Raw genomic sequence first — 13,369 nt, 5'->3', positions numbered from 1 at the left:
GCTTTACGGCCGTCCTTTCCGGCCGCCGAAATGGAATGACCGTTCGGGAACGGCGGAATCCCCCCCCCCCTGAAAATCCCGCCACGACGGAACACCAGTGCGGGAACAACAGATCTGCAGACTCGATTGAAGGATTTCTGATGACGCATATCACGGATCACAGCGCAGCTCACGACGCCGCCTCCAAAACGAATTCCAAAAGGCATTCGCAGGCCTCCCTTGTTTCGCAAGGCGATTTGGATCCGAGCAATGTGCTGCTTGATGCCCTCGGCACGACGCTGAGCCCTGAGATTCTCGTCGAGGCGCTCACCCACCGCTCGTTCTCGCATGAGCATCCCGGGGCGCGCAATTACGAGCGTCTCGAATTCCTCGGCGACGCCGTGCTCGAACTGGTCTCCACCGAAACGCTGTTCGCCACCCATCCCGACATGACCGAAGGCCAGCTTGCGAAGATGCGCGCCAAAGCCGTATCGGAGGAATCATTAAGCCGCATCGCACGCGACAAGCTGCATGTCGGCCCGTACATTCTGCTTGGCAACGGCGAAAAGGACCAGCATGGCGCCGAAAAAAGCTCGATTCTGTGCGACATCGTCGAAGCGCTGATCGGAGCGACCTTCCTGGAGCACGGCATCGAAGGCGCGCGAGCGGTCGTGCATCATCTTATTGACGACACGTTGACCGAGGTCGCGACGGAAGGCCCCGCACTTGATTGGAAGACGTCGCTTACCGTCAAGGCGCACGGCATGGGATTGAGCGATCCGCATTACCGCATGTCGGTCAGCGGCCCGGAATATGCGCAGATCTTCACCGCCGAGGCGATTGTGGAGGATACCGGCGAAGTGCTTGGCGTCGGCAAGGGATCGAGCAAGCGCAAGGCGCAGCTGGCCGCCGCGGAGAACGCCTGGCGGACGCTTGACGAGCGCGGAAAAGCCGCGTGAAACGATTCGTGGAACGATTCGCGCAAAGTGACGCAAAGTGATTCACACAATGTGATGCGCACACGGTGATTCACGCAAAGTGAAGCGCGATCGTTGCGGCATGCCGGCGAGGCGTGCTCTGGGGAAGGAATTCCGCCGGAGCACGCCTCGTCGCGTATGACGATACGTTTCTGACTCAAAATGTGGCCCCCTGCACCCGCATTCGTTACAGGCTCGTTACGATAGGCGATAATCGAGAGGGATGAGACCATGCGCACAACGCGTGCCGCCGCCCCTTTCGACACACCCCGGAGCGCAATCCGCACCGGACAACACAGCGAACGACCTTGACAGTATCTTGAGGGGGAACATGGTGTTACCTACTCCTTTGCAGGCATTCAGCAGCGTGCCCAGGGCCGCTGCCACCACGGAGAAACAGACCGTTGCCGACGGCGAACAGCTGACCGGCGCCGAAGCGCTGGTCCGTTCGCTGGAAGACCTTGGCGTCAAGGAGGTTTTCGGCATTCCGGGCGGTGCGATCCTACCCGTATATGACGCGATCAAAGAAGACACGAAATTCCGCTTTGTCCTGATGCGCCACGAGCAGGCCGCCGGCCATGCCGCCGAAGGCTATGCGGTGTCCACCGGCAAGGTGGGCGTGTGCATCGTCACTTCCGGCCCCGGCGCCACCAATATGATCACGGCGATCGCCGATGCGAATATGGATTCCGTGCCGATGGTGGTCATCACCGGCCAGGTCGGCGTCGATTCCATCGGCACCGACGCGTTCCAGGAAGCCGATATCGTCGGCGCCACCTATCCGGTGGTCAAGCATTCGTATCTGGTCACGCGCGCGCAGGATATTCCGCGCGTGCTGACCGAAGCCATGTATATCGCACGCTCCGGCCGCCCAGGCCCGGTGCTGGTCGACGTGACCAAGACCGCGCAGGTCGGCGAAATGCACTACTCGTGGCCGCAGCGCATGATCCTGCCCGGTTATAATCCGACGACGAAGGCGCACGGCCGTGTGCTGTCCGACGCGGCGAAGCTGTTCGACCAGTCCTACCGCCCGGTGCTGTATGTCGGCGGCGGCGCGATGCGTTCCGATGCGGGCGAACTGGTGAAGAAGCTCGCGGACGTGACCGGGGCCCCGATCGTGATGACGCTGCCGGCGCGCGGCATCGTGCCTGATTCCGATCCGAAGGTGCTGGGCATGCTGGGCATGCATGGCACCATCGCGGCGACCGGCGCCGTGCAGCGCTGCGATCTGCTCGTCGCCATCGGCGCGCGCTTCGACGATCGCGTCACCGGCAAGCTGGACGCTTTCGCGCCGACCGCGAATGTCGTTCATATCGATATCGATCCGGCGGAAATCAGCAAGAATCGTGTGGCGGACGTGCCGATCGTCGGCGACGTCTCCGCCGTGCTCGCCGATCTGATCCCGGAGATCGAACGTCATCAGGCCGAGTACGGCCGCCCGAACCTTGAACCGTGGTGGGAGCTGCTTGACGAATGGCGCACCAAGTATCCGACCGCTTATGATGAGCCGGCGAACGGTCCGATGGCCCCGCAGTGGGTCGTCGAGCAGCTTTCCAAGGCCGCCGATCCGGATACCGTATGGGCTTCCGGCGTCGGCCAGCATCAGATGTGGGCGACCCAGCTGATCGATTTCGAAAAGCCGCATTCCTGGATCTCCTCCGGCGGCCTGGGCACGATGGGCTTCGGCCTGCCTGCGGCCATCGGCGCGTCGATCGGCTCGAAGCGTCCGGTGTGGCTGATCGACGGCGACGGATCCTTCCAGATGCTGTCCGAGGAATTGGCCGTCGCTTTCCTGGAGAAGGCTCCGGTGAAGATCGCGCTGCTGAACAATTCCGTGTACGGCATGGTCCGCCAGTGGCAGACGCTGTTCTACAAGCAGCATTATTCGGCCACGAATCTGAAGGACGGCGACAGCAGGAGCGCGGAGGAATTCTTCGACGTTCCGGACTTCGTCAAGCTGGCCGAAGCATACGGCTGCGTCGGCATGCGTGCCTTCACCAAGGAGGAGGCGCTGGAGGCCATCGCCAAGGCGAATGAGATCAACGACCGCCCTGTGCTGATCGATTTCCGCGTGTGGAAGGATGCCATGGTCTTCCCGATGGTTCCGGCGGGCGCATCCAACAATGACGTCATGTACAAGCCGGGCGTCTACCCGCTGCAGCATACGGCGGGCAACGACGACGCAGACAACGAGTGAACGAGTAAGGAAGGCGCAATATCATGGCTAACTATCCCGCATCCAAGCCGGGTTCGCAGCGTCACACGCTGTCCGTGCTCGTCGAAAACCGCCCGGGCGTGCTGGCGCGCATCGCCGGCCTGTTCGCCCGCCGCGCGTTCAACATCAACTCGCTGTCCGTCTCCCCCACCGAACGTCCGGACATCTCGCGCGTCACCGTAACCGCCGACGTGGAGGAGGTGCCGCTCGAGCAGATCATCAAGCAGCTGAACAAGCTGCTGCATGTGCTGAAGATCGTCGATCTTGACCCGGCGACGACGGTGGAACGCGAACTGGTGCTGATCAAGGTCTCCGCCACTCAGGCGAATCGTTCCGACGTGCTGGAGATCGTGCGGCTGTTCCGTGTGCGCGTGGTCGATGTGAACACCGAATCCATGACCATCGAAGCCACCGGCGCGGAAGGCAAGATCGACGCATTGCTCGGACTGCTGGAACATTACGGCATCATCGAACTGGTGCGTTCCGGCGCCGTCGCCGTGACCCGCGGCCCGAAGGCCCTGAGCGAAAAGGTGCTTGGCTCCGAAGTCACCGGCCGCTGACCGAGACGCCTGCGCTTTCGTAAAAAACCACGGGGTCTTACGGTTCAGGGGTTTTCCCAAACCCTGTTGCCGTAAGGGCCCCGTGGCTTTACGTTTTCGCCGGCTTTTGTCCCTCCCCGATTCCGTAAAGGCCCTAGGCTGTTGACGAATCGGGGGTCGGTCGTGGGCCGTGCGGGGAGGGCACGGCTGCGCTACTCGAGCTGTTCGGAAAGCTCCATCCATTCCATTTCCAGCTCTTCGGATTCGGCCGCGACGGACTGCAACTGCTGGTTCAGTTCGTTGAGACCCGCGTAGTCGCTGGGATCGTGGGCCGCCATCCGCGCTTCCAGATCAGACTTCCGCTCCTCCAGTTTGGCCAGTTTGCGTTCGATCGCCGACACGCGCTTCGACGCATCGTGGAAGGCCTTGCCGGTCAGTTTCGGCGCAGTAGGCTGAGATGCCGCCCCGGATTGCGTGGATCCGTCGGATGCGGCGCCGTCGTTGCCCGCGCCGGCATCCGTGACGGCAAGGGCACCGCCGGCGACGCCCTTGCCTCGCTGGTCCGTCCGATCGCCGCCGAACGGGTCGCGTCCCGCCTTGATCGCGTCGGTCATATCCAGATAATCCTGCACGCCGCCCGGCAGATGCCGGATCTTGCCGCCGATCAGCGCGAACTGCTGGTCGGTGACGCGCTCCAGCAGATACCGGTCATGACTGACCACGATCAGCGTGCCCGGCCACGTATCGAGCAGATCCTCCATCACGGCCAGCATGTCGGTGTCCAGATCGTTGCCGGGCTCGTCCATGATCAGCACGTTCGGCTCATCCAGCAGGATCAGCAGCAGCTGCATACGGCGCTTCTGCCCGCCGGAAAGATCGCGGATGGGCGTCATCAGTTGGGCCGATTCGAAGCCGAGGCGCTCCATCAGCTGGCCCGGAGTCACTTCCTTGCCTTCGACGATATAGCTTGGCTTATAGCGGCTCAGCACTTCCTTGATCTTGTATTTGCCGAGCTTCTCCAATTCGTCGAGACGCTGCGACAGCACCGCGAACTTCACGGTTTTGCCGATGTTCACGTGTCCCGCCGTCGGCGTGATCGTGCCGTCAAGGATCTTCAACAACGTCGATTTGCCGGCACCGTTCGCGCCGACGATGCCGAAGCGGTCGCCGGGACCGATCAGCCACGTCACATCATCCAGAATCTTGCGGCCCGTCACGGTGATCTTCCGCGCCGCCGACGTCGCTTCAACACCGGCGTCATCATTGGCGGCATCGGAAGTCGTCATATCAGACGACGCCTCGGCAGACGCCGCGATATCGGATGTCCTCACGGCGGCGTCCAGCAATCGCGGATCGGCCATGTCGTCGACGGCGATTTCCACGGAACCGTGCACCTGCGGTTCGGCATACATCGCCGGCACCACGTCGACGCGGGAAGCGGAGCTTTCCATCGCGGCGACGTCGGGGTCGATATCGGCCTCGCCCTGCACATGGGAGAAGATCTGCGTCACATCGATCAGATCGACGACCTGCTTGCCGAGGCGCGAAGTCGCCATCTGCTTCAATTCCAGCGTATTGCGCAGCGGCGGCACGTCAGCGATCAGCTCGCGGGCGGCCTTCACATGGAATTTCTGCTTCGTCGAACGCGCACGCGCGCCGCGGCTCAGCCAAGCCAATTCCTTGCGGGCGAGATTGCGGCGCTTCGTCTCGCGCACATCGGCCTGACGGTCGCGCTCCACACGCTGCAGCATGTATGCGGAATAGCCACCTTCGAACGGGTCGATCACGCCGTCGTGCACTTCCCACATCGATTCGCAGACCTCATCGAGGAACCAGCGGTCGTGCGTGACGAGCAGCAGCGCGCCCTGGCCCTTGGCCCAACGGTTTTTCAGATGTTCGGCCAGCCAGTGGATCGTCACGACGTCCAAATGGTTCGTCGGTTCGTCAAGCGCGAGAATATCCCAATCCTTCAGCAGCAGGCGCACCAGATCGGCGCGGCGACGCTGGCCGCCGGAAAGCGAGCCGATTGTCGCGTCCAAACTGATGCCGCCAAGCAGCGCCTCCACGATTTCGCGCGATTTGGTCTCCGACGCCCATTCGTAATCCTCACGGCCCTCCAATGCGGCCTCGCGCACGGTGGCGTTGTCGTCAAGCGGATCGCGCTGGTCAAGCATGCCGAAGGTCAGGCCGCCGCGCTTGGTCACGCGGCCGGAATCCGGCTCCTGCGTGCCGTTGAACAGATGCAGCAGCGTGGATTTGCCGTCGCCGTTACGGCCGACGATGCCGATGCGGTCGCCTTCGAAAACGCCCTGCGTCACATCGGTGAAAACGGTTTTCGTCGCGAAGGCAAGCGATACGTGTTCAAGTCCCAGGTCATAAGTCGGCATAAGGCACCAATGTAGCGCCCGGCGTAGGCATTTGGCCGGAAAACAGCCGAATAGACCGGCCGAATGCTATCGCAGCGTCTGCGCGTAGCTGTTGCAGCGCGCGGCGAAGGCGGAGAACGTCTGCTCGGCGAACGCCTGAATCTGGGCGTTGTGCTCGGCGAAGGAATCACGCAGCTGCGACTTCGACCCGCCGGCGGCCTTCAACGCCTTCACCATGCTGGGCTCCGCCAGCCATTCCTCCAGCAATGTGGGGTTGACTTCCAGATGGAACTGCAGGCCGAGCGCGGAACCGAACCGGAAGGCCTGCACCTTTGTTGCCGGCGATTTCGCCAACAACTGCGCGCCGTCCGGCAAGGTGACGACGTCGCCATGCCAGTGCAGCACGTCCATCTGCTTTTCGTACATGGAGAAATAATCGTGCCGGTCCACTCGTTTGATCGGCCCGATGCCGATTTCCGGCGTTTCAGAAGAAGCAAGCTTGCCGCCAAGTGCGGTGGCGAGAATCTGATGGCCCAGGCAGACGCCGAGCACCGGTTTGCCGACGCTGACGGCGGCCTTGGCGAGTTTGGCTTCCGCCTTCAATCCCGGGTATTTGTCGTAGTCGAGCGCGCCCATCGGCCCGCCCATGATGACGAGGCCCGCGATCTCATCGAAATTCGGCAGATCCGGCTTTTTCGTTCCGGCGATGTTCAACGTCAAAGCCTCAAGACCAAGGTCTTCCAGGTTCGCCAAAATACGTCCCGGCTTCTCCCATGGGACGTGCTGCACAATAAGCACTTGTGATCGAGGCATAGCTCCCATTGTGGCACCATGCACGTAAAAACCAATCGGATAACGTTTTATCAACGTGTTGCAGCCGCTTTGTCAACGCGATGCCGACGACGGTTTTGTCGCCGAATACGAATACGCTCGACGGTATGAGCATGACCCAGGAACCGCAGAATTCCAACATTTCCGAAGCTCCGCAGCTTGCCGAAGCGGCCGCCGGACTTCGCCTGTACAACACCGCTTCGCATGTGACCTCGCCTTTCCGCCCGATCAGGCCCGGGCAGGTGGGCATGTACGTGTGCGGCGCCACGGTGCAGAGCTCCCCCCATATCGGGCATATCCGCGCCGCCGTCGCATTCGATGTGGTGCGCCGATGGATGCTGCGCCTGGGCTATAAGGTCACTTTCGTGCGCAACGTCACCGACATCGACGACAAGATCCTCGACAAGGCCGCCGCCGCCGGCCAGCACTGGTGGGAACGCGCCTATATCTACGAGCGCGAATTCACGCAGGCCTATGACACGTTGGGCGTGCTGCCGCCGACGTACGAGCCGCGCGCGACCGGCCATATGATGGACATGGTCGCGATGATTCAGCGCATCATCGACAACGGCCACGCCTATGTGGTGCGCGACGAGAACGGCGATCCGACCGGCAACGTGTATTTCGACGTCGCCTCATGGCCGCATTACGGCGAATTGACGCATCAGAAGCAGACCGTTTCCGATGGCGTCGGCGCCGCAGCAGGTGATGCCGCGCCCCTCGACGAGGCCGCGGAAATCGCCAATCGCATGGGACCAAGCGTGGACGCCGCCGGCAACGACAAATACAATCCGGTCGACCCGGCCGACATGTCCCCCGACAAGCATGACGTGCGCGATTTCGCCTTGTGGAAGGCCCCAAAGGACACCGATCCGCTTGACGCGCGCTGGGATACGCCGTTCGGCGGGGGCCGCCCCGGCTGGCATATCGAATGCTCGGCGATGAGCAACCGCTATCTGGCAGGCATGTTCGACATTCATGGCGGCGGCTTGGATCTGCGGTTCCCCCATCATGAGAACGAAATGGCGCAGACGCGCGCCGCCGGCTTCGATTCGGCCGCGGTCTGGATGCATTCCGCCTGGGTGACCGCCAAGGGCGAGAAGATGAGCAAGTCGCTGGGCAACGGCCTGTCCGTGCCGGCGGTGCTGGCCGAGCATTCCGCATGGGTGGTGCGTTATGCGCTGGGCGGCGTGCAGTACCGTTCGATGCTGGAATGGTCGGATCAGACGCTGGCCGAGGCGCAGGCCGCATACGACCGCGTTTCCAATTTCATCGAGCGCGCCGGCGCCGCATTGAGCGGCCAGCCGTCCCGCGACGAAATCGTCGCGGTTTCCGCCGACATGCTGCCCGCCGATTTCGTCGCCGCAATGAATGACGACGTGAACGTCTCCGGCGCGACCGCCGCGATCTTCACCGCGATCCGCTCCGGCAACACGCTGCTCGCCGCGATCGCGGACGGCTCCGCCGACGGTGACGCCGCCGCTCGGCTGCACGACGCATTGGTCGCGGTGCGCGCCATGTTGGACACGTTGGGATTGGACCCGCTGGCCGAACCTTGGGTCTCCGCTGCCGCCGCCGGCGCAGGCGACGGCGGTTCCGCCGAACACGCCGCGCTGGATATGCTGATTTCCGGCCAGCTGCAGGAACGTCAGACCGCCCGTAAGGCGAAGGATTTCGCCAAGGCCGACGCGATCCGCGACGCCTTGAACGCCGCCGGCATCATCATCGAAGACGGCCCCCAAGGCTCCACCTGGACCCTCAAATAATCCGGGATAACCAACATCAAAATTAATCACAAAATAATTGGTTGCGGGCCTGTCGGAACGTTTTCCGACAGGCCCGCAACCATAATGTTCAATCACAGCGATCAACGATGATCTAATCGAATGCAAAATCGACGTCCACAATGTGCAGGCGATGCCGCAGATCGGCTTCCAACGCCTGCCGGCAGCGCTTCAGATCGGCGACGGCGATCGTGGCATCGGTGCCCGAAATGTAGACCTCGATGCGATAGCTCATGCCGGTTTTGAAGATGCGCGTCTGCTCATACTGCGTGCCGACCGGCAGATGATGCTGCGCACGCTCTTCCACGAAAGCGTTCAAATCGTCATCGTCATGCACACCGCCCACCAATTCGACGAAGGCGTCACGCAGCACGCCGACCGGCTCCTTGACCGCCATCAGCACGATCGCCGTCGTGATGAAGAAATCGCCGGTGTAATGCAGAAAATCGAACGGCGTGCCGTCCGGCAGGAAGAACAGGCCCAGCGCGACCACGCCGATGCCGGCGGAAATCAGGCCGTCGATCAGCGTCCCGTTCGCTTCGGCGCGCAGCATCAGGCTGGCATCGCCGATCAGACGATTGCCGCGGCGATAGTATGCCACCAATCCGAAGCACAGCGCCACCATGATCGCCTCATAGAAGATCACCGGACCGACGTTGACGCGCTCCCCGATGCCGAACGCGAAATATTCGTAGGCGACGCGGGCGACGTCAAGGAAGGAGTACAGCAGCAGCGTCAACGTGAAAATCGACTTGCAGATCGCATACATCGGCTCCAACGCGAACATGCCTTTGGGGAAACGGTCGGTCGTGCGCACCGTTCTCGACGACAAATACACGGCGACCATGCCGGAGACGACGGAAATCAGCGTAAACGCCGCATCCAGGAACATGGCGCGCATGCCGGTGATGAAAAACACGGCGAAGCCGGCCAACACCATCAGTGCATTGACGACGATGCCGACCGTCAACGCCTTGCGTTCCGTTTTCTTATGCTGCATAAATGGTCCTTCCATATTGCGGGGCGATGCCTACGTCAGCGATGGCGCATGTCAAGGCTCGCGATAGGGGTGTCCAGGGATATACCGAATTTCAAGTTTTCGAACATCGAATTCGAATCACATATCACTGCTTACCGTTCCATGGTAGTTGGCGGCTCGGATGACGGCCCGCCGGTTTCATCCCCGGGCGGAATACGGTGCCCGCCGGCCGGCGGCGGCCGCCCGACCGCACCGGCCGCCCGGCCTCTCAGCCGGCCTCCTTGCCGGCCGCCGCCGGCCTACCCAACCGCCCCAATCTCCCCGACCGACCATCCAACCGGCCTACCGACCACCCCAACCGGCCTACCGACCACCCCAACCGGCCTACCAACTGCCCCAACCGAGCGCCCAACCGTCCCAACCGACCTCTCCCTGACACTTTTGACCGCCAACAACGGCGTGTCCCGGTCAAAACCGTCAACCAACGGAAAACAGCAGGGGCACAACCACCTCTCCCTGACACTTTCGACCGCCAACAACGGCGTGTCCCGGTCAAAACCGTCAACCAACGGAAAACAGCAGGGGCACAACCACCTCTCCCTGACACTTTCGACCGCCAACAACGGCGTGTCCCGGTCAAAACCGTCAGCCAACGGACAACGGCAGGAGATGCAACCGCCTCCGACCACCTCCAACTGACGTTTTTGACCGCCAGCCACGGCGTGTTGCGGTCAAAAACGTCAGAGGAAGCAGGACAGCGGGTTTTCCCGCGCGACAGGTAGACTGGTGGGCATTATGGCAGCATTTAGTTCTTTGACAGACAGGCTCTCGAATGCGTTCAAGCATCTGAAGAGCAAGGGTAAGCTTTCCGAGGCGGACATCGACGGTACGATCCGTGAAATCCGCCGTGCGCTGCTCGACGCCGACGTGGCGCTTGAAGTGGTGCGTTCCTTCACCGCCCATGTGCGCGAGCGCGCGCTCGGCGAGGAAGTGTCGCAGTCGCTGAATCCGGCGCAGCAGGTCGTGAAGATCGTCAACGACGAGCTGACCGGCATCCTTGGCCAGGGAGTCGACCGACCGCTGAATTTCGCGAAGAATCCGCCGACGATCATCATGCTGGCCGGTCTGCAGGGCGCCGGTAAGACGACGCTTGCGGGCAAGCTGGGCTATTGGCTGAAGGAATCCGGCCATACGCCGCTGCTGGTCGCCGCCGATCTGCAGCGTCCGAACGCGGTGACGCAGCTGCAGGTGGTCGGCGAGCGCGCCGGCGTTCCGGTGTATGCGCCGGAGAAGGGCGTGCAGTCCGATGGCGGCGACGCCGTCACCGTGCCGGGCCTGACCACCGGCGATCCTGTGCAGGTGGCCCGCGATTCGGTGGCATTGGCTAAGCAGAAGCTGTATGACACGGTCATCATCGATACCGCCGGTCGTTTGGGCGTCGACGAAGAGCTGATGCTGCAGGCGCGCAACATCCGCGATGCCGTGCAGCCGGATGAGATCCTGTTCGTCATCGATGCGATGATCGGCCAGGATGCTGTGAAGACGGCGAAGGCGTTCGATGAAGGCGTCGACTTCACCGGCGTCGTGCTTTCGAAGCTGGATGGCGATGCGCGTGGCGGCGCCGCGCTGTCGGTCGCTTCCGTGACGGGCAAGCCGATCCTGTTCGCGTCGAATGGCGAAGGCCTGAAGGATTTCGAGGTCTTCCACCCCGACCGTATGGCTTCCCGCATTCTCGACATGGGCGATATCCTCACCCTGATCGAGCAGGCGCAGAAGCAGTTCGACGAGGAAGAGGCCCGCAAGGCCGCGCAGAAGATGGCCGAAGGCGAATTCGGTCTGGATGATTTCCTGGACCAGCTGCAGCAGGTGCGCAAGCTGGGGTCGATGAAGAGCCTGCTCGGCATGATTCCGGGCATGGCGCAGCATCGTCAGGCTTTGGAGCAGTTCGATGAGCGTGAGATCGACCGCACCGAGGCCATCATCCGTTCGATGACGCCGGCGGAACGTCGCAATCCGAAGATCATCGACGGTTCCCGCCGCGCCCGTATCGCCTATGGTTCCGGCGTGACCGTGTCTCAGGTCAATGCGCTGCTGCAGCGTTTCGAGCAGGCCGCGAAGATGATGAAGCGCATGAGCAACAAGGCCGGTCTGGGCGGCGGCATTCCCGGCTTCGGCGGCCCGGGGGCGAAGAAGAACGCGAAGAAGGGCAAGAAGAAGGGTTCCAAGTCCGGTAACCCGATGAAGCGTGAGGCCGAGGAGAGGGCGTTGCGCGACAAGCTTGCCGGCAAGTCTTCCGGTAACGGCGGCAACGGCGGCGGCTCCGCGTTTGCCAAGAAGCCGCAGAATCCGGCGTTGCCTGCCGGCCTGCAGGAGCTGATGGACGGCAATGGCGAGCTGCCGCCGAATTTGGGCGGTGGACTGGCCGGTCTGCTTGGCTGATCCGGACTCGGTTCCGCGTCGCATACGGCTGACGGCGCCGCCTGTTGCGACGTCCGCCGTATGTGACAGCTATCGTATGGCATATTCAAAGCGCTGCCTCGGCATGATGCCGGTGCGGCGCTTTGCGCTATGTATTTGATATGTGGAGGATTTGTGGTCGCGTTGTTGTGGGCCGTCCTGTCGTTTGTGGCGCTGTGGGCGGCGTTGGCGCTGTTGCCGGCAAAGGCGGACGGGCATAAGCCGTTGCCGTATATGATCGCCTTGATCGATTTTCTGTGGATTCCCGTCGTCATGGTGGCCGCGGGCGGCCTGCTGCTGCATGATGCGGCGCTGTTTTGCGCCGCCATTGCGGTATGTTTCCTTGTTGTTTCGCCGAAGATGCCGTATTGGCGGCTCTTCGCGGACCGCAGGCAGGCTCCGGCGACGTCCTCTTCGCACGGCGTATTTCATGTGATGACGTTGAATTGCCGATATGGCAGGGCGGATGCCGCCGCCATTGTGAAGGCCGTGCAGGATCGTGACATTGCGGTGCTGGCATTGCAGGAGGTTTCCGAGAAGCTGGTCACTGATTTGAATGCTGCAGGATTGGATGATGTGCTGCCGTATCATCAGCTTGGCAAGGCGCAGGCTTCCGACAACGGCGGGTTCAATGGCGTTTGGATCCGCGTGGAGCCGTCCGACGCCTCCCCCGTCACCGCGACGATTCCGGCCGCCGATGTGCCGGGCATATGCTTCCCGATCAGCGCGACGCGCACGATCACGTTCGCGTCCGCGCATCCGAAGTCGCCGATGCGCGGCTGCCGCGATTGGTCTGACGGCATCATCGGTTTGGGTGAGTTGGCTTCCACGCAGCAGGCGCATGACATCACCGTGGTCATGGGCGATTTGAATTCCAACATCGCGCATCCGAGTTTCCGGGCTTTGCTGCGTTCCGGTTTCCAGGATGCCGCGATGATGCAGGGCCGCGGACGCCAAGCGACGTTCCCGTCATGGCTGCCGTGGCCGCGCATCATTTTGGACCACATCCTGTTCACGCGCGGACTGCAGGCTTCGGATGTGCGGTCGTTCCGCGTGGGGGGCTCCGACCACCTCGCGCTGGCCGCCACCCTCACGTTGGAGTAGGGGCGTTTCCGGCTCGCGCCGCCTTTATTTCTCCCCGCCCGCACCATTCATGTCACCCACGTCGCCAAGAACAGCCGGCCGGGCAAAAGTCTGACGAATCAGGAAAATCCGACGATATCGGCCGCCAGGCATACGGAT

The 13,369-nt window shown here is 62.4% G+C and carries 8 protein-coding genes and 2 pseudogenes; 6 read left to right on the top strand and 4 right to left on the bottom strand.

The window, feature by feature from the left end; all coding sequences use genetic code 11:
- Positions 1–140: 140 nt before the first annotated feature.
- The 3 genes from rnc to ilvN all read left to right on the top strand — a co-directional run bounded on the left by rnc (position 141) and on the right by ilvN (position 3,731).
- Positions 141–938: a ribonuclease III gene (rnc, locus tag AC1AX7_RS03455; protein ID WP_476508717.1), complete on the top strand. Its 798-nt coding sequence runs from the start codon at positions 141–143 to the stop codon at positions 936–938.
- A gap of 349 nt (positions 939–1,287) precedes the next feature.
- Positions 1,288–3,153, top strand: coding sequence for an acetolactate synthase large subunit (locus AC1AX7_RS03450; RefSeq protein WP_476508716.1), 1,866 nt, complete (start codon positions 1,288–1,290; stop codon positions 3,151–3,153).
- A gap of 23 nt (positions 3,154–3,176) precedes the next feature.
- Positions 3,177–3,731 carry an acetolactate synthase small subunit gene (gene ilvN / locus AC1AX7_RS03445; protein WP_476508715.1) on the top strand — a complete coding sequence of 185 codons (555 nt, stop codon included), beginning with the start codon at positions 3,177–3,179 and terminating at the stop codon, positions 3,729–3,731.
- Between the two features lie 191 nt (positions 3,732–3,922).
- Here the strand turns inward: ilvN and AC1AX7_RS03440 are convergent.
- From AC1AX7_RS03440 to AC1AX7_RS03430, 3 genes and pseudogenes are all read right to left on the bottom strand, one after another.
- A pseudogene (locus AC1AX7_RS03440) lies at positions 3,923–4,954 on the bottom strand (ATP-binding cassette domain-containing protein); the annotation flags it as partial.
- Positions 4,955–5,034: 80 nt separating this feature from the next.
- Positions 5,035–6,097, bottom strand: a pseudogene (locus AC1AX7_RS03435) (ABC-F family ATP-binding cassette domain-containing protein); the annotation flags it as partial.
- A gap of 66 nt (positions 6,098–6,163) precedes the next feature.
- Positions 6,164–6,889, bottom strand: a complete 726-nt coding sequence (locus AC1AX7_RS03430) for a type 1 glutamine amidotransferase (protein ID WP_476508871.1) — start codon at positions 6,887–6,889, stop codon at positions 6,164–6,166.
- Positions 6,890–7,014: 125 nt separating this feature from the next.
- Between AC1AX7_RS03430 and cysS the strand changes: the two genes are divergently transcribed.
- The gene (cysS, locus tag AC1AX7_RS03425) at positions 7,015–8,673 is read left to right on the top strand and encodes a cysteine--tRNA ligase (RefSeq protein WP_476508714.1); all 1,659 of its coding nucleotides are present in this window, start codon (positions 7,015–7,017) and stop codon (positions 8,671–8,673) included.
- A gap of 112 nt (positions 8,674–8,785) precedes the next feature.
- Here cysS and AC1AX7_RS03420 read toward each other — a convergent pair whose 3' ends face one another.
- Positions 8,786–9,691: a cation efflux transmembrane domain-containing protein gene (locus AC1AX7_RS03420; RefSeq protein ID WP_476508713.1), complete on the bottom strand. Its 906-nt coding sequence runs from the start codon at positions 9,689–9,691 to the stop codon at positions 8,786–8,788.
- Positions 9,692–10,465: 774 nt separating this feature from the next.
- On the opposite strand from AC1AX7_RS03420, the gene ffh reads away from it, so the two are divergent.
- Positions 10,466–12,109, top strand: coding sequence for a signal recognition particle protein (ffh, locus tag AC1AX7_RS03415; protein ID WP_476508712.1), 1,644 nt, complete (start codon positions 10,466–10,468; stop codon positions 12,107–12,109).
- 153 nt (positions 12,110–12,262) lie between these two features.
- Positions 12,263–13,231: an endonuclease/exonuclease/phosphatase family protein gene (locus AC1AX7_RS03410; protein WP_476508711.1), complete on the top strand. Its 969-nt coding sequence runs from the start codon at positions 12,263–12,265 to the stop codon at positions 13,229–13,231.
- The last annotated feature ends 138 nt before the right edge of the window (positions 13,232–13,369 follow it).

It is taken from the genome of Bifidobacterium sp. LH_449 (genome assembly GCF_056356755.1).
This window is presented reverse-complemented; position numbering and strand designations above follow the sequence as displayed.